Below are 20,713 nucleotides of genomic sequence, written 5' to 3'. Positions count from 1 at the left end.
ATTTTAATGTATTTAGAGGGATAAACGCCTTTTATTTCATGGCTATTTTTAGTATAATTAAAAGACACGGTAAAATGTAAAAGGGGGAGTCCACTTGCCTATGACGATTGATAAAATTATTTTAGAAGTGAAAGAATATGATAGCAGTCTAAATGAAAAAAAACTGCGTTCAGCCTATGCCCTTGCTGAAGAAGCCCATAAAGGCCAGTATAGACGTTCAGGTGAACCTTATATAACTCACCCATTAGTGGTTACGGAGATTTTAGTTGAACTTAGAATGGATGAGGCAGCATTAATTGCTGCTTTGCTTCACGATGTCGTAGAAGATACAGGAGTAGAACTTAGCGATATTGAAAAATATTTCGGTGAGGAAGTAGCTTATATTGTTGATGGTTTAACTAAACTGAAAAAAATCAAGATATCTAATAAGGACACATTACAAGTTGAAAATTTACGTCGAATGTTTTTAACAATGTCAAGAGATATTCGTGTAGTACTTATTAAGTTGGCAGATAGACTCCATAATATGCGTACCCTTAAATATATGCCACGAGAAAAACAAGTTTATATTTCTGAAGAAACTCTAGAAATTTACTCACCTATTGCCCATCGTCTTGGTGTTTTTCAAATAAAGTGGGAATTAGAAGATTTGGCTTTAAAGTATATTGATCCTGAAGGGTATCAGGAACTAATGGAACAGATTGCCATGAAGCGTAATGAAAGAGAAGATTATGTTCAAGAAGTTATTTCAAAAATCAGAGACAATTTAGAACAATTAGGTATTGAAGGTGATGTTACTGGCAGACCGAAGCACTTCTATAGCATCTACAATAAAATGAAGAAAAAAAATCATACTTTAGATGAAATTTATGACTTAACTGCAGTTCGAATTATTGTTAAAACAGCGAAGGACTGTTACAGTGCAGTTGGTGCAATTCACACTCTTTATAGGCCTATTCCTAATCGCTTTAAGGATTATATTGCTATGCCAAAACCCAATGGTTATCAATCTATTCATACTACTTTATTAGGCAGTAATGGAGAACCTTTTGAAGTTCAAATTCGAACCAAAGAAATGCATCGCATTGCTGAATATGGTATTGCTGCCCATTGGAAATATAAAGAAGGCAAGTCTTTTTCTTACCAGGAGTTTCAAAAAGAAAGTTCTTTTATTAGTCAGATAAGAGAGCTTCAATCAGAAGCAGATAATGCAAGTGATTTTATTGATTCGTTGAAAAAAGATTTATTTACTGACCGCTTGTATGTTTTTACACCTGGCGGAGATGTTATTGAACTTAAATCTGGTTCTAATCCTCTTGATTTTGCGTATAGAGTTCACTCTGATGTTGGCAATCAGTTTTCTGGTGCTCGTGTAAATAATCATATTGTACCCATTGACTACAAACTTCAAAATGGAGATATTGTTGAAATATTAACCAATAAAAATGGTAAGCCAAGTCTTGATTGGTTGAAAATCGTTCAGACCAAAAATGCCCAGCACAAAATCAGAAATTGGTTTAAAATGCAGAATCGAGAAACCAAAGAAGATGAAGGTCGAGATATATTTAACAAGGAAGTTAAGCGAGAACAATTTGATAAAAAATATTTAACACCAATCTATTTAGGACGATTAGCTAAATCCTACGGTATGCAGGATATATCAGATTTATATTCAGCTGTTAGTGATGGTGGCTATAGTGTCAAACAGGTTATTCGACGATTAAGAGAATATGTTAAAGAAGAAATTGAAGATACAGTTCCTAAAGATCAAATTATTAAACCTTGGGAAGGTTATGGCTCTAGTACACAAGGTATTCGAGTTCAAGGATTTGAAGACGTTGATATCCGAATTTCCAAATGCTGTAATCCAATGCCTGGTGATGATATTTCAGGCTATATTAATAGAGGTAAAGGCATTTCTATTCATAGAATTGATTGTCCAAATTTTATCTATTTAAATAACAAGGAACCTTATAGGATTGTTGATGTAATTTGGGAAACAAAAGAAGTGAAGAATTTAATTGCTAATTTAGAAATTACAACAACAGATAGAAAAGGCATTACACCTGATATAATTAGTTTACTTCATGAGTTAAAAGCTGATGTAATTGAAATAAACTCAAAAGTTTCAGGTGGTGTTGTAACAATGAAAATAAAAGTAGGTATTAATAAACCCGAACATTTAGAGAGGCTTTTTGCAGCTTTTAATAGAAATCCAGAAATTTTAAATGCCAAGCGTTTAGTACCTAGAAAGAGAGTATTTAAAAAAGATGAAAACAGTAATACAAAGAGCAAAGACTAGTTATGTAACTGTTGATGGAAAAGATGAAGACTTTAACTACCTAGTTACAAAAATTCCTAATTTAAGGATTTTTGAAGATGGATTTTTGAAGATGAAGAAGGTAAAATGAATAAATCATTAATAGATATGAATGGAAGTATTCTCCTTATTTCTCAATTTACGCTTCTTGGAGATACGAGAAAAAGTAATGGACCAGTAACTATTATGATGGATAGTAAAGATCGATAAAGGAGCGCAAAAAGTATGCTTAAGAATCAAGTTTTTATAAATGGAGCCTTACTCGAAAACTGTTATTTAGTTTGGGACGAGGATTCAAAAGAAGGTATTATTGTTGACCCTGGATACGTCGATGTTGAGAAAATGGGGAGCTTAATAGAAAAAGAGCATATCCATATTAAGGCTATTGTTAACACACATGGTCATCGGGACCATGTTTATGGCAATCAAGCTGTAATGACTTTAACAAAGGCCCCTTTGATTATCCATGAGGCGGATGCTGGTTATTTAACTGATCCAGTTTATAATTTAAGTCATAACTACAGCAATGATTTTACTTCACCAGTACCTAATCAAACAATTGCCGAAGGTGAAGGTGATGTAATTAAATTAGGCAATATTGTTTTAAAAGTAATTGAAACACCAGGACATACACCTGGTAGTATAGTAATATACAACGAAGAAATTGCACTTACAGGAGATACCTTGTTTTTTGGTTCTGTAGGCAGAAGTGATTTTTTGGGTGGTAATAAAGATGATATGGTCAAAAGCCTAGAAAAGCTAAAAAAAGAAATCCCCAAAACTGCCGCTATTTTGTCAGGCCATGGCAAGGTTCAGACTACATTTGGTGAACAGTTAGAAATGAACCCATTTTTAACTGGACAGATGCAACCTAAATAAGATATTAACTAGGAGGAAATACGATGACCATAAAGAGACCAAAAGGTGCTAATGATATTATGTCTGATACAATTAGGCAGTGGCACTATATTGAAGAAGTCGTAAGAAACTTAATGCTAGTTTATAATTATGAAGAAATTAGAACACCAATATTTGAACATACTGAATTGTTTTTAAGAGGTGTTGGCGATACAACTGATATTGTTGATAAAGAAATGTACACCTTTTTAGATAAAGGAAATAGAAGCATTACCTTGCGACCAGAAGGTACAGCGTCAGTAGCTAGAGTTTTTGTGGAGCACCATATTTATGCTAACCCCTTACCTGCAAAATACTACTATATGGGACCTATGTTTCGTTATTCAAGACCTCAAGCAGGTCGTTACCGTCAATTTCATCAATTTGGCGTTGAAGTCTTAGGTTCTGTAGATCCTAATCTCGATGGAGAAGTTATTGGATTAGCTATGGATTTTTTTAAACGCTTGGGAATCGAGGATTTGACTTTGCTAATTAATAGTGTAGGTTGTCCAAAATGCAGACCCCTTCATAATGAAGCTTTGAAAAAATATTTAGAACCTAGATTTAAGGAGCTTTGTCCAACTTGTCAAAATCGTTATGAGAAGAATCCGCTGAGAATTTTTGATTGTAAAAGTGAGACTTGTCAAAAAATTATTAAAGGAGCACCGACTATTACTGAATGTCTTTGCGAAGAATGTAAAGAACATTTTGAAGGTGTAAAAAGTTATTTGGAACTCCTTTATATACCTTATGAATTAGATGAAAAAATGGTCAGAGGACTAGACTACTATACAAAAACTGCTTTTGAAATTGTTGTCGGTGGCATTGGTGCCCAAAGCTCTATTGGTGGTGGCGGACGCTATGATGGACTGATTCAAGAAATTGGAGGGCCAGATATTCCTGGTATTGGTTTTGCCATAGGCTTAGAAAGAGTACTATTAACCTTAGCTAGCCAAAATGTACCCCTTAAGAGCATACTGAAACCCAAAGTATTCGTCGCGCTTTTAGATACTGAGCTTATACCTCAAGGTATTGAATTAGTGGCTATTCTAAGGGAGAATAATATACCAGCAAGTTTAGATGTTATGGGCAGAAAATTTAAAGCTCAGTTTAAATATGCAAATAAAATTGGGGCTACCCATGTGATTACAGTAGGAGAAGATGAAGTGAGAGATGCTCTTTACCCTCTGAAGAATATGGACACTGGGGAAGAAGAAAAACAAACACTATTATCCATTATTGAGGAGTTGAAAGGGGAATAAAAATGGCAATAGAAGAAAGAAGAGCATGTGGACTCGTAACTGAAAAGGAAATTAGTGAAACCATTAAAGTTTCAGGCTGGGTCAATAGAAGAAGGGACCATGGTGGACTAATTTTCATCGATTTAAGAGATAGAAGTGGATTATTGCAAATTGTCTTTGATGAACAATTCAATGATTTTGAAACTGTTGAAAAATTAAGAAATGAATATGTTGTAGAGGTTATTGGCACCTTAAGAAAAAGAAGTGAAGAAGCAATTAATCCTAAATTACCAACTGGCTCTATTGAGTTATTGGGTATTTCCATTAAGCTTTTAAATAAGGCTAAAACACCTGTTTTTGATGTTAATGAAGAAACACCTGTTGACGAAAACATCCGTTTAAAATACCGTTATTTAGATTTAAGAAGATCTGAAATGCAAAAAAATATAATTTTACGTCATCATGTCACAATGGCTATGCGTCGTTTCTTAGATGAGAGAGGATTTCTTGAAATTGAAACCCCAATGTTAGCTAAAAGTACACCTGAAGGTGCTAGAGACTATTTAGTGCCAAGTAGAGTGCATCCAGGTAACTTTTTTGCATTACCACAATCACCACAACAGTATAAACAAATTCTAATGGTGGCAGGGATGGAAAAGTATTTTCAAATTGCACGTTGCTTTAGAGACGAGGATTTAAGAGCTGATAGACAGCCAGAGTTTACGCAACTGGATATGGAAATGTCTTTTGTTGATAGAGAAGATATTATGGCTTTAGTAACTGATATGATGGGTTACCTTTTTAAAGAAACTTTGAATAAGGAGTTACCTGCAGAGTTTCCTCGTATTACATATGATAAAGCCATGAATCGTTATGGTTCTGATCGACCTGATTTGCGTTTTGATTTACCTCTCTATGATATTGGACCTATTGTTGCTAACACAGACTTTAAAGTATTTAAAAGCATTTTGGACAAAGGTGGAATGATTAAGGGGATTAATGGTAAAGGTTGTAGTGATGCGCTTTCAAGAAGAGATATTGATAGTTTAACAAGCTTTGTAAATGTTTATGGAGCAAAAGGATTGGCATGGATTGCAATTACAGAAGACGGTATTAAATCTACAATAGCTAAATTTTTATCTGAGGAAGAATTAGCAGGCATTGTCAATGCAATGGGTGGCGAAAAAGGCGATTTGTTAATGTTCGTTGCTGATAAAAAAGAAGTTGTTCATGATAGTTTAGGTGCTTTGAGAATTGAAATTGCAAAACGCTTAGACTTAATCGACGAAAATGAATTAAACTTTGTTTGGGTAACTGATTTCCCTCTTCTTAAGTATGATGAAGATGAGAAAAGATATGTAGCTATTCACCATATGTTTACACATCCAAATCCTGAAGATATGGATAAACTTGAAAGTGATCCTCTATCTGTTAGAGCTTTAGCTTATGATCTTGTCTTAAATGGTACTGAGCTAGGTGGTGGGAGTATTCGTATTCATGAAAAAGAATTACAAGAAAGAATTTTCAAGTTAATTGGCTTTAGTGAAGAAGAAGCTGAAGAACAATTTGGATTTATGCTAGAAGCATTCTCATATGGAGCACCATCTCATGGGGGTGTAGCATTCGGTCTTGATAGAATGATTATGTTAATGAGAAATAGACAGAGTATTAGAGATGTAATTGCATTTCCTAAAACCCAAAGTGCTGCTGACTTAATGAGCGTAGCACCTTCTTCAGTTACAGAAAAGCAACTTGAAGAATTGTCTATTGAATTAAATCTTCCAGAAGAAAAGGAAGAGGAAGAATAAAGGCTAAAATATGGATTTATTTTCCCAAAATTTTGAAACACAGCAAAAAGTTGGTGCTCCATTAGCTGAAAAAATGCGTCCAACAACTCTCGAAGAAGTTGTTGGACAACCTCAATTAATAGGACATGGAAAGCCCTTAACTGTTGCTGTTACAAAAGATAGAATTCCTTCAATGATTTTATACGGCCCACCTGGTTGTGGCAAAACTTCATTAGCAAAAGTAATTGCAAATTATACCCATGCCCATTTCGAAATCATTAATGCAGTAACTGACGGTATACCACGAATTAAGGAAGTTGTAAAAATTGGTGAAGACAACTTAAAATTTCATAATCAAAAAACAATTGTTTTTATTGATGAGATTCATCGTTTCAATAAAGCCCAGCAAGATGCATTATTGCCTTTTGTTGAAAACGGTCTACTGACCTTAATTGGCGCTACTACAGAAAATCCTTATGTGGAGCTTAACAGAGCCCTTTTATCAAGGCTTTTAATATTTCCGCTAAAAAAAATTAGTGAAAAGGATATTATTACTATTCTTGAAAGTGCTTTAATAAATCCTCAAAAAGGATATGGCAATTTAAAAATCTATATTGATGATAAAGAAGCTCTTTTTGAGTTTTTTGTACATATTGCTACAGGTGATATTAGACGAGCTTTAAATGGTTTAGAAAATCTCATAGCCATTACACCTATAAATGAGGATGGTTCATTAACATTGACACTTGCAAGAGCGGAAGATAGCGTTATGGAGAAAGCCCTTAACTATGATAAAAAAGGGGATAATCATTATGATGTAATTTCTGCTTTTATCAAAAGTGTTAGGGGTTCTGACACCAATGGGGCTGTTCACTACTTAGCCCGGATGATTGCCGCTGGGGAAGATCCTATGTTTATTGCTCGAAGATTAGTAATTTTAGCAAGTGAAGATATTGGATTAGCAGATCCTAATGGTCTTATAGTTGCTACGAATGCCATGATTGCTACAGAAAAAATTGGCTTGCCTGAGGCCCGAATTATATTATCAGAGGCTACTATTTATTTAGCTAAAGCAAAGAAAAGTAACAGTGCTTATTTAGCAATTGATGCTGCTCTTCGAGATATCAAAAACGGTGATTATGGGGAAGTGCCTTATCATTTAAGGGATCACAGTTTTCCTAGACCTGATGAAAAAGGTCAAGAAACAGTTGCCTATCAATACCCTCATGATTATCCAGAAACAGATTTTGTAATTGAGCAACAGTATTTACCTGATGTTTTGAAGGATAAAAAATATTATAAAGAAAAAAAGTTGGATAAAAATTAAAAATAGCTGTTGCAAATATAAAATAACTATGCTAGTATTGGAATGTAAGTGAATACATAAAACGTTGATTGAGAAGAGTAATTATTAACGGAAACAATAGAGAGTCACTAGTTGGTGGAAATGTGATATGGAAGTTATTAATGAATGGGCTCATGAGTTGCAAACCGAAATTATAGTAGGGCTTTGACGGGGAATCCTATCCGTTACCAGTAGGACGTGTATGTTAGTACATTGTAACTAAGTGGGTATTTTTATACCAATTAGGGTGGTACCGCAGGAATATGATTTTATACTTCTTGTCCCTTTATAGGGATGAGAAGTTTTTTATGTACAAAAAAGAAAGTGAGGAAATTAGAAAATGACCATTAAAGTAGAGCGCAAGCAAATTAATATTGAAAAAGAGAATATCAAACTACAATTATTGATAAATTAAATACAGCAAAAGGTGCTTATTTATGTAGTAGTTTTGAATACCCAGGGCGCTATACAAGACGGGATATTGGATTCTATAATCCTCCAGTTGAAATAAGAAGTAGTTTCTATCATGTTGAGATTGAAGCACTTAATGAAAAAGGACTGCTTTTAGTTAGTTGAGTATATTTACAGTCTAATTGCAACAGGAAACTATATTGAATCCATTAATTATGAAGAAGATGTTTTAATAAAAGGAGAAATAAAAAATCTAGTTGCTGAATTTACGGAAGAAATGAGAAGTAAGCAGTCTTCAATTTTTTCTTTATTAAGAGGATATCCAAACTGGTTTTTATAATAAAGAGGATAGCTTTATTGGTCTCCTCTATGGTGCTTTTGGCTATGACTTGATTTTTCAGTTTGAAAAAATGGATTTTACTAATTTACTAAATTTACTAATAAGAAGAAAAGAGATCAAAACAAAAGCGACTTAATACTGTTCATACCACCAGATGAGCTTTTTATTATGGACCATAGAAAAGAAAGACCTTTTCTTCTATCCTATGATTTTAGTTTTAATGGTTAACAGTACTAAAGGCACCTGTAGAGAGCCTTTTAAAAGCAATCTTCAAGTTAACCCCTGGGTTCCCTTGAACTTGAAAAACACACATGTACCAGGGGAGAATATGCAAAAGGAGTTAAACTTGCTAAAAAGCATTTAAAAATGGAGATCTTTTTGAAGTGGTTCCTTCACAAGTATTTCAGCAAAAAATAAATGAAAAACCAAGTGTACTTTTTAAGAGATTGAAAAAAATTAATCCTAGTCCTTACGGTTTTTTATTTAATATGGGGTCAGAAATATTAATTGGTGCTTCACCTGATTCACCTGAAATGTATGTCAGGAGTGAGAGTGGAAGATGGTATTTTAGAAACTTGTGCCCTATTTCTGGAACCATTAAAAGAGGTAAGGATCCTATTGAAGATGCAATACAAATTAAAGCTATTTTGAATTCAAAAAAAGAAGAATCTGAATTAAATATGTGTTCTGATGTAGATCGCAATGATAAATCAAGAATTTGTAAGCCTGGAACTGTTAAGATTTTAGGAAGAAGACAGATTGAAATGTACTCTCATTCAAATCCATACAGTTGACCATATTTCAGGAGAATCAGCTGATGGTTTTGATAGTTTTAGATGGCTTTATGGACCCATATGTGGGCAGTAACTGTTACAGGGTTGCATCAAAAAGAGCTGCTATTAGCTCTGGATTGAAAATCAGGAACCAAAGGCCTAGAAAAGATGGAATTGCTAATGTGCGAGTTGGAGCAACGTTGTTGTATGATTCAATACCAGAAGAGGAGGAAAAAGAAACTGAAATAAAAGGTGCGGCATTAATGGCTGTTTTGAATAATAGTGAAGCTTTAAAAAAATCAGAATTGTCTAGGTACAGCCCTGTGGCCCTTATCCATTTCCTGAACTGGTTACTTTTTTCCAAAGAATTTTGTTGGACTAGAGGCTGGGGATGACAATGGCCAGATGGAAGAAAACCTGTAGCATTGCTGCTGGCTTAGACTATACAGGTATTTCACCATTATTGGCTTATTTAGATATTAGTTGTGTTGATTTAATACAGAAAAAGTAATTGAAGCCTTTAAACTTATTTTGCAAAAAGAAGGTATCATTCCTGCATTAGAATCTTCTCATGCTTTTGCAGGTCTTTTTAGCCAAATAGACAAAATTACAAAAGATGATTTAATTATTGTTAATTTATCCGGAAGAGGTGATAAAGATATATTCAATGGGATTTTTGATTTTATGGAGAAAGCTAAAGAAATCGGTGTTGCTGGTTTAATTGTTCCAGATGTGCCTGTGGATTATGGTCCTCATTTTTATGATATTGCCCCCCGTAGCAAAAAAGGACTAGACGCTGTACCAATTGCCACAGCCTATAATTCTGTGATGATAGACTAGAATTAATCAGTAAATAGTACAGATGCTTTTTGTCTATATTATGTACCTAGAAAAGGTGTTACAGGCACTAAAACTCAATTTTCTGAAGAAATTTGCTAAGACATTTGAAAAATCTATCAGGATTCTGTGAGATAGCTATTATGGGAAGTAAAATATTAGAGTTACTTGAAGGCGGAATGATTAAAGAAGCAATTTTTAAATTAGCAAAGAAAAAACATTGACTATAATATAATATATATGATATATGGCTGAGGAAGTAGAAGTTAATGGATGAAATTACTGCCTCAGCAGCGCTGGTATGAGAAAAACATTGTATTAAATTGCTTCATGATGTAGAAGCGCATTAGAAATTGTAGACACGGGAGGAGATGGGTCTAACTCCTTTAATATAATAATATTTCTACAACAGCTGCTCTTTTAATTGCAGCTGGAGGTAATGTATCTCCCAAAAAGAGTTCTGAGCTACTTAAAAAAATTGGCATCTGCTTCTTTTATTTGCTCAAAACTATCATATTTTCATTGCGTTATGCGGCCCCTGTGAGGCGCGAACTAGGCATTCGTACTATAATTAAATATAAAATCGGACCTTTGGCAAATCCTGCAGGTGCAAAAATGGAACTTATGGGGGTTATGATGAAGAGCTAGTAGAGCCACTAGCCCAAGTATTGTTAAATTTAAGTGTAAAAAATGCAATGGTAGTCTATGGCTTGGCTTGGAAGGCTTATTAGATGAAATATCTATTTGTGGTCCAACAAAAGTCTGTGAAGTCAGAGATGGAATTCTAAAAACTTACGAGATTACTCCTGAGAGATTTGGTCTTAAATGGATAAATTAAATCAGTTCATTAATTGCAGCAAGCAACTACAATTAATATAATACCAAGAATAACGGTATTAGAAGTTTTATTCATAATTTTTTTCCTCTCATACTCATATATGATTACTTGCTATAGTTAAATTTAGTTTAAATAATTTTAAATAATTATGAGGTTTTTGTCAAGTAGAAGCAGTATAACATTAAATTGTGATTTTAAGCAATTGTTGTAAACTTATTTAATTCTATAAAAAAGTTTACATAATACATATTATCGGATTATTGTTTGGAAAAATAAAAAGGATTCTTCATTGCCGAATTAATACCAGCTTCATATCCTTTATATTCATTGTCTCCTAAAGCATTTTCTCTAACGCCAGCATATTTAAGGATTTTGTCTCTAAGAATTAACCTAAAAATAGCAAAAGTGTTTAAGATTTCAGCTGTTTGACAATATCCTTTGATTTTCAATAGGAGTTCCTGGAATTGGATTCAAAATATTAATAGGACACAATCAATAGGCAAAGCACTGATTTCAAAAGCTAAATCAATTCTATCTTCCAGTGACTCACCTAAAGAAATAATTCCTCCAGAACAAATTTTTAAACCTGCTTCTTTTGCTGTAAATATAGTTTTGATTTTATCTTCACAAACCAACATTGACAATTTGAGTAGCTCTCTGAGGAGTCAGTTTACCCAATGAACCACATAAAGCATAAAGCTATATTAGAACTATTTTTTATTGCTTCGTAATTTCGTAATATTTAAGTAAAAGATTAAATTCTTTATTTATTTATTTATTAGATAATATTTCTCCACTAGTTACAAATAGTTACAAATGAAAAAGAACTAACACCGTATTCTTCTAATTCCTTTATTGTTGAAAGTACATCTATATCTATATTGATGGATTCAATACTTTTTAGTTGTAGATAAGGTATATTGCTTCTACTAGTAGATTGAGCACACAAAAAGCAACAATCTGCGGGGAACAAGCTCCTACCCCCTTGCAGGCATAATACTACATAGTGTTGTTATCGTATTGTGTGTTATCGTATTGTCAAAATACTTTTTAGTGAGAGGCTGTTGGCAATATCCATTAATTCATTTATCAAAGCTAATAATATCTAATAAATCCTGTTTAGTAATTGCATATACATTTTTTGCTTAAGAGACTTATAGTTTTTCCATTACATTTACCTGGTGTTTTCTGAAACAAATATATTTAGCCTTTTTCGAATAGGGAGAATGAAAAATATGGCAATTACCATTTTAATTAAGTCTGCAATAATGAAAGGATATACTGCAACAATTAACCCTTGAACAAATGAGATATTTGATAAAATGCTAAGCCATATTGTACCAATTATATAACAGACTAGTTGAGCGATAATGAGTCCTAATAAAGTCCGAATTATCTTTTTATAAAAAAGTTTTTGAGTATTTCCCTTTCCTTTCTTTTCATAAGAATAAATAAAATAGGAAATAATAAAAGCCATAATTGGACAAGCAATAAGATAACCACCTGTTGGTCCAGCTAAGACGCTAAAACCACCTCTGAAGCCTCCAAAAACAGGTGCTCCTGCCATACCTAAAAGGAGATAAATAACTTGGGAGAGAAGAGCATATTTAGGATTTAATAAAATACCTGTTATATAGACAGCTAAAATACCAAAAGATACTGGTACTGGTGTAAATGGCAAAGGAATAATAATTTGGGCTAAAATAGCTGTAACAGCAGCGAAAATTCCAATAAAGCACATACCTCTAATATCTAGTTTTTTATTCATCTTTCACTCCTTCAAGTTTGAGGCTAATTTCTCCTGTTCTTAAATGAATAACTTCATTTTTATCATTTCTCACTACTAAAGATCCTTCTTTATCAATATCTAAAACAGTAACTAAATATTCCATTTTATTATCAATTATCCATACCTGATGCCTTACTAAAAAGAGTCTCTTTTTATATTCATTCAATATATATTCTTTACCTTTATTTACCCGGCTTTGTAAAAGTTCATAAATAACTTCAAAATAATTTAGTATTTCACTGACTAAATGGTTTCTAAATCCTTTTTTGCCAGTTATTTCCTCAACAGATGTAGCAATAGTTGCAACATTTTTATTAACGGTTCCAGTATTAATGCCTACGCCAATAACTACCCCATCAATTGCATTGTTTTCCGTACTCAAAGTCGCTTCCGTAAGAATACCGCAAATCTTCTTATAGTTATAATAAAGATCATTAACCCACTTAACTTGAGGCCTAAAACCACAGACTTTTTCAACAGCCTTTGCAACAGCAACAGCTATTCCCAAAGTTAAAAAATGCAGATCTGAAATAGGAAAAGTGGGCTTTAAAAATAAGCTGAGATAAATACCTTCTTTTTTAGGAGAGCAAAATATTCTTCCTCGCCTCCCTTTACCTGCTGTCTGTTCATTAGCAAGAACAATGTAACCTTCATCTATTAATAAGAAATTCATTTTTTTAAGGTATTGATTTGTTGAATCTACTGTTTCTAAAATTTCAAAAGTATTCCCTAAAAAATTTGTAGTAAGAGCAGACTTAATTAAATATTCTGATAATACATCATTATTTTGATTTAATCTATAGCCTTTATTTTTTAAGGATTCAATTGCATAACCTTCAAATTTTAAAGTATTAATGGCTTTCCAAACTGCTGTTCTACTAACTGAAAGTTCTTTAGCTAATCCTCCACCAGTAATAAGTCTTCCAGGATTTTTTTCAAGTTTTAGTAAAATATCATCTTTTAACATTTTCTCCTCCTGTGACTATTTTCCTTACAAAAACAATCATAAATCATGGGAAAGTTTTTGTCAACTAATTTCAAATTACAGGTTAACACTAATAATTAAAAAGCATCCATTCTTCTGACGGACACTTTTTAATTATAATAGAAGTAGACTATTGATCTTTCCAAGCAGGCTGTCTTCTTTTAAGCATTTCAATAGCTAAAGTTCTAGCATGCTCCTCTTCTAGCCCATGTGAAGCAATTTAAAAATTTTATCATACCAAGCTAACATCTCTTCATATGATTTCATTGAACCATCAAGTCTAGCACAGTGTATACAATAATTCATATCTGTTTTATCTTGATAATAGTCAGATTTTTCTTTTAACGGCATCCCACAGGATATACAATATTTATACTTCTCAGAATTCATAATAAATCTCCTTTTGAAGCAAATGTAATAGCCATACCCATGATAATAGTAAATCCAATAACATAAGTAACATTATCAGAAAAAGCATCAAAAAGAAATCCATTAGAGAACTAACTTTTCCTAATAGCTCATTAAGCGTTTCACATTGTATAGTTTTACATTGTATATAAGTAAGCATATGAATGCTGAAAGCTGAAAAATGAGACGAAAATCATACATACATAATTAAGAAGGAACATACGGTCATGATACTGTATGCAACTATTGGTACAACTCCAACTGAAAGAGCAATGACAAGAGGAATCATCACAATAAAGCGCTGGCTACTAAGTCCTAATGTGAGTCCTAATGTGATTTTAATAATAAAAGGCAATCCAACAAATTAGCATTGAAGATAAAAAAGATTAAAAGCAGTCACAACAAGGCAAATTTTCAATATTAATGGTTTATATAACCTTCACAATAAAATTTAAGCCTTATTTAAAGTCATTTCCTATCGTTCTAATTATATTACTTTCAAGTTTACGCTTGATATAAGGGATTTTTAAAAATAATTCAATTACTGCCGCAATAACAAAGCCAATAATACTTATCATTACTACATTAGATAATGCATTTATCTGTTGAACCATAGCATTTGATTTAATTAAATAATTCTTTATTCTTTATAGTAAAATAGCTTCTCAAAATATTTTGAGAAGCTATTTATAAATCAACTTTAAAGCCATAAATTTTTAAAATTAGTAATAAAATTTTCCATAGATTCTTTTTCTAATTCATAATAAATTTTTCCATTCTTTTTTGTAAATTTTACAAAAAAGCAATTAAAGAGAGTGCTCATATGGTGGGAAACAGTTGCTGCAGATAATGAAAGTGCTTCTGCTATTTCTAAATTATATTTAGGTTGATTTTTAATCAACAACAAAATTTTTAATTTACTAGAATCGCCTAAAACCTTAAGTTGAAGCTGTAATAAATTATTAGCATTTTTATTTATTTTATTTATTAGTAAGCTCTTTAATTAATTCATAACTATTAAGTCCACAATAACCACTATCTTCTATAAAACAAATACTACAGTTTTTAAAATGGTTGTGCTACTGCTTATTTTTTGATATTCTTCCATCCAATAATTTAAAAATATTATTATTTGAGGCATCTCTATAATTTAATGCTAAATCGTATGGGCAATAGCCATGAATTGCTACATTAGCCCCATATTTTAAAAAACGTTTTGTTAAGCTATGGCCAATACCCAAGGGCCTACTTGCCCCAGTAATAATAATATTCTTACTTTCCAAGGATAAACTATCATTAACCATTATATTATCCGTCTCCTTTTAAATCAAATTATAATTTTAAAAACCTAAATTTACATCTATTAAAATTATTTCTACATCCATAACATCATAACATTCATTTTTAGATAGAGAATAATTAATTCAATACAATTTTTTTCTGGACTATTACTTTTATTGCTACTAAAAATAAATAATCCATTTTAATTTCACTTGTCTACTATGCTAATAATACCATAAAAAAATAAGCAAACATATCTGTTTGCTTATTTTTTTAAACTGGAAATATTTATTGTGCCAATAGCTCAGCATAAGGCCACCCTTTTTGACCATTTTCTAAAATTAAAAGTCTGCTTTCATCAATAATCAATACCTTAGTTCTAGTTGCTCCTTTGCCCCCTCCAGGACAAATAATAATAGGATTTTTACTTGCTTTTAACTCTGGAAGTACAGCATCCAACATGGATTTTTGTTCATCTGTCTCTACTGGATAAGCATAAGTATTTGGAATAGTATTCTTAAGATGAACATCATAGTCTGCCTCTACTTGAATATCCGGTAGTATTATTTCTTTATTGCTTTCGATGTCATTTTTTAGATTTTCAGCTGTAATATAGTTATATGTCGACTCAGCTGTTTTTATTGCTATTATTGGAACACCCAAAAAATCCCATGCTACCTAACATTAACAGAAACAATAAAATTAAACCTTTAATTTTTTTCATTTTCTTCTCCTATTCTAAAATTTCATATCTAAAATTTCATACTAATAAAATTATAGAATACAAACCACTAGTTGTCAAATAAATTTTATCTATCATTATAGCTATCCTATAGGATTAATTGATAATAGCTGATTAAAAATAAATAGCCACCAATTCTTTTTAATTTTAATTGGCGGCTATACTCTCAACACGGTTAAAAGGCAATTACAATACCTTGTTCAGCTAAATTATTTTGAATATATTCCTTAACTTCATCTGAATGTAATGCATCAACTAATACTTTAACATATTCTTTATCTTTATCTTCTGTTCTTACAACAATAATATTTGCGTAAGGTGAATCCTTGTCCTCCATTACTATGGCATCTTTAATAGGATTAAGTTTAGCTGCTAAAGCAAAGTTCGTATTAATAACAGCAGCATTAATTTTAGGATCATCTATTGTTGCCGGCAATGACGCAGCATCAACCTCAACAAATTTAATATTCTTAGCATTCTTTGTTATGTGATTGAGACTTGGCACCTCTACCCCATCTTTTAACTCAATGATATTGTATTTCTCAAGTAACAGTAAAGCACGGCTGCCATTTGATTCATCATTAGGTATAGCAATTGAATCCCCATCTTTTAGCTCTTTTAAGCTTTTAATAGTTTTTGAATAGACTCCCATTGGTTCAATATGAACTTTACCAACATCGGATATTTGGTAACCATGATTTTTAATATCGGCATTTAAAAATGGTTCGTGTTGGAAAAAATTAGCATCTAGATTTTTATCATTTACAGCACCATTCATTAATGTATAATCACTAAATTCCTGAATTTCGAGTTTGTAGCCTTTTGCTTCGATTAAAGGTTCAGCTACTTTTAGAATCTCTACATGAGGAAAGGCAGTTGCCCCAATTTTAATGGTTTTTTCATCTTTAGCAGTACTGCAACCTACAATAAGCAATGCTACAACACCTAAAGTTAATAATGTTAGAATAATTTTTTTCATTTATTTTTCCTCCCAAATTTTTAATATTTTAGCGAATCGATTTTTTATAAAGATAGTTTCCTGTAGATTGAATAATTTGTACAATAATTACAAGAGAAATTACTGTATAAAGTAGCACAATTGGATTGTTTCTTTGGTAACCATAACGAATTGCATAGTCACCGATACCACCACCTCCTACAACGCCAGCCATTGCTGAATAGCCTAAAATTACAATAATAGTTAAAGTTAATCCAGAAATTAAAGCAGGCACGGCTTCTTTAAAAAGCACTTTTGAAAATACCTGTCTCTTATTAGCACCAAAAGCTCTGGCTGCTTCAACAACACCTTTGTCTACTTCATTTAAGGCATTTTCAATAATTCTAGTAACAAATGGTGCAGCGCCAATAACCAAAGGTACGATAACGGCATTGGTACCAATGGAGCTTCCTGTAATAAAACGAGTAAGAGGAATGAGTACAGTTATTAAAATAACAAAAGGAAAACTTCGAAGTGTATTTACAATGAAGTCCAAAATACCAAATACAGCTTTATTAGGCTTTAAGCCATCTTTTTTAGTCATTAATAATAGAATTGCTGGAATGACCCCTAAAATTACAGCTCCAACTGTTGAAATAAATACAATATAAATGGTCTCAAGTAAAGGAGTTGGTAAACTTTTAAAAACTTCTAATGATTCATTAATAAAGCCATCCATTATTTTAGCACCTCCCACTGAATTTTTTCTTCTTCAAGATACGTAACAACATCCTCTAGAAATTTTGATTCAATATTAATAATTAAAGAACCTAATACTTTATCCTTAAAAGACTCTAATTCTCCCCATACAATCGATATATCTAAGTCTAAAGCTCTGGCCATTCGAGCAATGATAGCTCTTGTACTTGTATCATCATTAAATAAAAGCTTAATATTAGTGCCTGTTTTAGGTAATAATTCATTTTCATCAAAGAAACTATCTAGCACATGGGGTTTTTTTAGAAATAAATTTTCTGTCAAATCAATACCTTTAATATGTCCAGATTCAAGAACCAAAGTTCTACTACAGCTATTTTTAATAACCTCCATTTGATGTGTAACAATTACAATAGTAATTCCCAGTTCTTTATTGATTTTATCTAGTAAATCGAGAACTCCGGTAGTTGTTTTCGGATCTAATGCTGAGGTAGCTTCATCACAAAGTAGAATCTGGGGATTTAAAGCCAGTGCTCTAGCAATACCCACTCTCTGTTTTTGTCCGCCACTAAGCTGGCTAATATACTGATTTCTTTTATCTTCAAGTTCCACTAATTTTAAAAGTTCAGTTACTCTCTCTTTTATAGCATCTTTCTTAACTTTATGAATTTCCATTGGAAAAGCAATATTATCAAAAACCGTTTTTCTTTCCATTAAATTAAAGTTTTGGAAAATCATTCCCATATCTTTCTTAAACTCATTTAAGTCTTTTTCCTTTAAATCTTTAATTTCTTTTCCCAAAACTTTAATGGAGCCATCCTGATAGTGCTCTAATCCATTTAAACACCTTAATAGAGTGGATTTTCCTGCCCCACTTCGGCCTACAATACCAAATATTTCCCCTTTATTTATTTCAAAAGAAATATTTTTTAATATTGTCGTTTCACCATAGGATTTAATTAAGTCTTTTACTATAATCATGATAACCTCCTAGGATATTAAAAAAGCTCAAGGAAACCTTGAGCTTGAATCAACATTTCCTTATCTCTCCAACTAGAAAATCTACTTGGCCGGATTTAGCACCTAGTATTTAATACTGGTTGCTGGACTTCATAGGGCCGTACCCTCCATCACTCTTGATAAGTTCATTATTCAATTTTACTGCTAATGACTATTATAGATAAACTTATAATATTTGTCAACTACTTTATCATTATTAACAAGTTTTATTATTTTTAATAAAAGAAGATATACTTTAAAAATTATAAACTATTTGCTAGAGTTTTTTTTGTTTTCTTTAAGAAAATAAGGTATAATAATAGAGTCGCAGCTTAATTAAGATTGGAGATTAGAATATAATGTTTGCAAAAATAAAGCAATTTATTATTGAATATATATTGCCTCTATTAATCGTATTACTGCTTCTATGGCTTGGTGAGCTACTGGCTAAATTTATTCCAGTGCTGCCAGGTAACTTAATTGGCATGTTTCTACTGCTAATACTTTTACAGCTTAAAATAATTCCCTATGAATTTATTAAGAAATTTGCAAAGTTTTTTATCCGCCACATTAGTTTTTTCTTTGTTCCTGCTGGAGTTTCAATTCTCACAACCCTAGGCATTCTAGGAGACTATATTCTGCAAATTGTTATTGTTATTGAAATCGGTGTCCTAGTAGTTTTTGTTGGCGTAGGAAAGGTAGTACAGTGGATGACAGGCAAAGCAGGTGATGGCAATGAATAATATTGTTCAAATAATTATTAGTATTTTATTCACCTTAGCTCTATATGTATTATTTTATTATATTTACAAGAAAAAACCATTATCTTTTATATACCCTAATATTATGACAATGGCCGCAATTATTATCTTACTTTTGATTTTTAATATTCCCTATGAATTATATGAAGGTGGTGGTAAAGTAATATCCTCATTTTTAGGACCTACAGTGGTTATTCTTGCAGTACCTTTATATGAAACACTAAATATTCTATTTAAAAATTTAAGAGTGATATTAATCGGGAGCTTTTTAAGTGTCTTTTTAGCTTTCAGTACAACATTTTTACTTTGCAAAGCATTTGTAATTCCAAAAGATATTTTTGTAAGTCTAATTCCTCGTTCCATTACAACTCCAATGGCCATTGAAGCTGCAGGCATTTTAGGAGCAATTCCATCAATTACAGTTACGTCAGTAATTATTACAGGTATTACAGGTGCTATTCTTGGTAGCCTTTTAAGCAGAGTATTTAAAATAACAAATTTTTTTGCCCTTGGTAGTGCATTTGGCACCAGTAGCCATGTAATAGGAACAACTCAGGCATTAGAAAAAGGGCAACTTATAGGTTCTGTCAGTGCAATTTGTATTCCAATTACAGGTATTCTTACCATATTGTGTCTCCCCTTATTTAATTGGATTATTACAAATTATTATTAAAATAAAAAACGGCTAAATCAGCCGTTTTTTATTTTAAACAATTTGCCATTGGTTAATATTTTCTAAATACCAATCAGCATAATATCGAATTTCGTCCTCTTCATCAGCTGCACTCTCATCAAAAACTGTTACTACAGGAAAACCTGCTTTTTTAAAAGTAATCTGCTATCCCCAATCGATTCACAGCATTTTCCACTAAATACTTATCTGTTGCAGTTGCAATAACCATGGGGATTTCTTTTTTATATAAAGTATTAAGAAAATCTATGACCCCTTCTTTTCTTTTAAGGGAATTCTAAGTTGATAATCTTCTTCTGCAAGCTCATTTAATTCATTGATTATTTTGAATTTCTATTTCTTTTAATCCATAGACATTATGAAAGTATTTAGCAACCTCAAAAATACTCATTGTTTTGGTATTATTCCAAAGATTCTCATCAGGTCTATAACCTTTTCCGATTAAATAACGATAACCCAGTGAATGCCCATGTTTTCATTGAATCCACTAAAGTACCATCAAAATCAAAAATTGCTCCTTTAATTTTCATTCTATACTTCCTTTATTTATTAATATTTTTATTATTAAACCATAGTAATTTTAGTAGTATAAATATCCTCTCTACTTATATTAC

The 20,713-nt window shown here is 31.9% G+C and carries 25 protein-coding genes, 1 pseudogene, 1 riboswitch and 1 other annotated feature; of the genes and pseudogenes, 13 read left to right on the top strand and 13 right to left on the bottom strand.

From position 1 onward, the window contains the following. Positions 1-100 precede the first annotated feature (100 nt). The 10 genes and pseudogenes from AZF37_RS05115 to AZF37_RS12740 all read left to right on the top strand — a co-directional run bounded on the left by AZF37_RS05115 (position 101) and on the right by AZF37_RS12740 (position 10,599). The gene (locus tag AZF37_RS05115) at positions 101-2,302 is read left to right on the top strand and encodes a RelA/SpoT family protein (protein WP_088370665.1); all 2,202 of its coding nucleotides are present in this window, start codon (positions 101-103) and stop codon (positions 2,300-2,302) included. Further along, positions 2,271-2,497, top strand: a pseudogene (locus AZF37_RS13255) (D-aminoacyl-tRNA deacylase); the annotation flags it as partial. The gene AZF37_RS05115 and the pseudogene AZF37_RS13255, both read left to right, overlap by 32 nt. Before the next feature lie 48 nt (positions 2,498-2,545). Continuing rightward, positions 2,546-3,199 (top strand): MBL fold metallo-hydrolase, encoded by a 654-nt coding sequence (locus tag AZF37_RS05105; protein WP_088369859.1) that lies wholly within the window; start codon positions 2,546-2,548, stop codon positions 3,197-3,199. 23 nt (positions 3,200-3,222) lie between these two features. Beyond that, positions 3,223-4,479 carry a histidine--tRNA ligase gene (gene hisS, locus AZF37_RS05100; protein WP_088369858.1) on the top strand — a complete coding sequence of 419 codons (1,257 nt, stop codon included), beginning with the start codon at positions 3,223-3,225 and terminating at the stop codon, positions 4,477-4,479. Positions 4,480-4,481: 2 nt separating this feature from the next. Further along, complete coding sequence (gene aspS, locus AZF37_RS05095; RefSeq protein WP_088369857.1) at positions 4,482-6,266, top strand: aspartate--tRNA ligase; 1,785 nt, start codon at positions 4,482-4,484, stop codon at positions 6,264-6,266. Between the two features lie 10 nt (positions 6,267-6,276). Beyond that, complete coding sequence (locus AZF37_RS05090) at positions 6,277-7,572, top strand: replication-associated recombination protein A (protein WP_088369856.1); 1,296 nt, start codon at positions 6,277-6,279, stop codon at positions 7,570-7,572. A gap of 55 nt (positions 7,573-7,627) precedes the next feature. After that, positions 7,628-7,879: a binding site (T-box leader), on the top strand. Positions 7,880-8,724: 845 nt separating this feature from the next. Then, positions 8,725-9,135, top strand: a complete 411-nt coding sequence (locus tag AZF37_RS13250; protein ID WP_425425416.1) for a chorismate-binding protein — start codon at positions 8,725-8,727, stop codon at positions 9,133-9,135. A 23-nt stretch (positions 9,136-9,158) separates the two neighbouring features. Next, complete coding sequence (locus tag AZF37_RS13245; protein ID WP_425425415.1) at positions 9,159-9,509, top strand: hypothetical protein; 351 nt, start codon at positions 9,159-9,161, stop codon at positions 9,507-9,509. A gap of 136 nt (positions 9,510-9,645) precedes the next feature. Beyond that, positions 9,646-9,954, top strand: a complete 309-nt coding sequence (locus AZF37_RS05080) for a tryptophan synthase subunit alpha (RefSeq protein WP_088369855.1) — start codon at positions 9,646-9,648, stop codon at positions 9,952-9,954. Positions 9,955-10,449: 495 nt separating this feature from the next. Then, entirely contained in the window at positions 10,450-10,599 is a 150-nt protein-coding gene (locus tag AZF37_RS12740; protein ID WP_342668622.1) for a hypothetical protein, read from the top strand. Between the two features lie 447 nt (positions 10,600-11,046). On the opposite strand, the gene AZF37_RS05070 is transcribed toward AZF37_RS12740, so the two are convergent. From AZF37_RS05070 to AZF37_RS05055, 6 genes are all read right to left on the bottom strand, one after another. Then, on the bottom strand, positions 11,047-11,238 hold the full coding sequence (locus tag AZF37_RS05070; protein ID WP_088369854.1) for a hypothetical protein: 192 nt from the start codon (positions 11,236-11,238) through the stop codon (positions 11,047-11,049). A gap of 21 nt (positions 11,239-11,259) precedes the next feature. Continuing rightward, the gene (locus AZF37_RS10440) at positions 11,260-11,427 is read right to left on the bottom strand and encodes a hypothetical protein (RefSeq protein WP_172793081.1); all 168 of its coding nucleotides are present in this window, start codon (positions 11,425-11,427) and stop codon (positions 11,260-11,262) included. Between the two features lie 158 nt (positions 11,428-11,585). Beyond that, positions 11,586-11,762 (bottom strand): hypothetical protein, encoded by a 177-nt coding sequence (locus AZF37_RS10435; protein ID WP_162473911.1) that lies wholly within the window; start codon positions 11,760-11,762, stop codon positions 11,586-11,588. A 201-nt stretch (positions 11,763-11,963) separates the two neighbouring features. Further along, positions 11,964-12,557 carry a biotin transporter BioY gene (locus AZF37_RS05065; RefSeq protein WP_088369853.1) on the bottom strand — a complete coding sequence of 198 codons (594 nt, stop codon included), beginning with the start codon at positions 12,555-12,557 and terminating at the stop codon, positions 11,964-11,966. Further along, positions 12,550-13,545 carry a biotin--[acetyl-CoA-carboxylase] ligase gene (locus AZF37_RS05060; protein WP_088369852.1) on the bottom strand — a complete coding sequence of 332 codons (996 nt, stop codon included), beginning with the start codon at positions 13,543-13,545 and terminating at the stop codon, positions 12,550-12,552. Before AZF37_RS05060 ends, AZF37_RS05065 begins: the two co-directional genes overlap by 8 nt. A gap of 219 nt (positions 13,546-13,764) precedes the next feature. Beyond that, on the bottom strand, positions 13,765-13,953 hold the full coding sequence (locus tag AZF37_RS05055) for a zinc ribbon domain-containing protein (RefSeq protein ID WP_088369851.1): 189 nt from the start codon (positions 13,951-13,953) through the stop codon (positions 13,765-13,767). 245 nt (positions 13,954-14,198) lie between these two features. On the opposite strand from AZF37_RS05055, the gene AZF37_RS10430 reads away from it, so the two are divergent. Continuing rightward, on the top strand, positions 14,199-14,339 hold the full coding sequence (locus AZF37_RS10430) for a hypothetical protein (RefSeq protein WP_162473910.1): 141 nt from the start codon (positions 14,199-14,201) through the stop codon (positions 14,337-14,339). 90 nt (positions 14,340-14,429) lie between these two features. Here the strand turns inward: AZF37_RS10430 and AZF37_RS10425 are convergent, their stop codons facing one another. The 7 genes from AZF37_RS10425 to AZF37_RS05025 form a co-directional block, all read right to left on the bottom strand. Beyond that, a complete protein-coding gene (locus AZF37_RS10425; RefSeq protein WP_162473909.1) occupies positions 14,430-14,585 on the bottom strand; it encodes a hypothetical protein in 156 nt (51 codons plus the stop codon). Positions 14,586-14,671: 86 nt separating this feature from the next. Beyond that, on the bottom strand, positions 14,672-14,950 hold the full coding sequence (locus AZF37_RS05050) for an ArsR/SmtB family transcription factor (protein WP_281178952.1): 279 nt from the start codon (positions 14,948-14,950) through the stop codon (positions 14,672-14,674). Positions 14,951-15,050: 100 nt separating this feature from the next. After that, entirely contained in the window at positions 15,051-15,275 is a 225-nt protein-coding gene (locus AZF37_RS05045; RefSeq protein ID WP_088369849.1) for a hypothetical protein, read from the bottom strand. A gap of 265 nt (positions 15,276-15,540) precedes the next feature. After that, entirely contained in the window at positions 15,541-15,915 is a 375-nt protein-coding gene (locus AZF37_RS05040; protein ID WP_088369848.1) for a hypothetical protein, read from the bottom strand. 254 nt (positions 15,916-16,169) lie between these two features. Continuing rightward, positions 16,170-16,973, bottom strand: coding sequence for a MetQ/NlpA family ABC transporter substrate-binding protein (locus AZF37_RS05035; protein WP_088369847.1), 804 nt, complete (start codon positions 16,971-16,973; stop codon positions 16,170-16,172). Between the two features lie 28 nt (positions 16,974-17,001). Continuing rightward, a complete protein-coding gene (locus tag AZF37_RS05030) occupies positions 17,002-17,670 on the bottom strand; it encodes a methionine ABC transporter permease (RefSeq protein WP_088369846.1) in 669 nt (222 codons plus the stop codon). Next, the gene (locus tag AZF37_RS05025) at positions 17,670-18,629 is read right to left on the bottom strand and encodes a methionine ABC transporter ATP-binding protein (RefSeq protein WP_088369845.1); all 960 of its coding nucleotides are present in this window, start codon (positions 18,627-18,629) and stop codon (positions 17,670-17,672) included. The genes AZF37_RS05030 and AZF37_RS05025 overlap by 1 nt, the downstream gene beginning before the upstream one ends. A gap of 57 nt (positions 18,630-18,686) precedes the next feature. After that, positions 18,687-18,794: riboswitch (SAM riboswitch) on the bottom strand. Between the two features lie 212 nt (positions 18,795-19,006). Between AZF37_RS05025 and AZF37_RS05020 the strand changes: the two genes are divergently transcribed. Further along, the gene (locus AZF37_RS05020; RefSeq protein WP_088369844.1) at positions 19,007-19,390 is read left to right on the top strand and encodes a CidA/LrgA family protein; all 384 of its coding nucleotides are present in this window, start codon (positions 19,007-19,009) and stop codon (positions 19,388-19,390) included. Beyond that, complete coding sequence (locus AZF37_RS05015; protein WP_162473907.1) at positions 19,383-20,081, top strand: LrgB family protein; 699 nt, start codon at positions 19,383-19,385, stop codon at positions 20,079-20,081. The genes AZF37_RS05020 and AZF37_RS05015 overlap by 8 nt, the downstream gene beginning before the upstream one ends. Positions 20,082-20,713: the final 632 nt, after the last annotated feature.

It is taken from the genome of endosymbiont 'TC1' of Trimyema compressum (assembly GCF_001584725.1).
Classification (GTDB): domain Bacteria; phylum Bacillota; class TC1; order TC1; family TC1; genus TC1.
The sequence above is the reverse complement of the archived record's forward strand: the minus strand, read 5'-3'. Positions and strand labels throughout refer to the sequence as shown.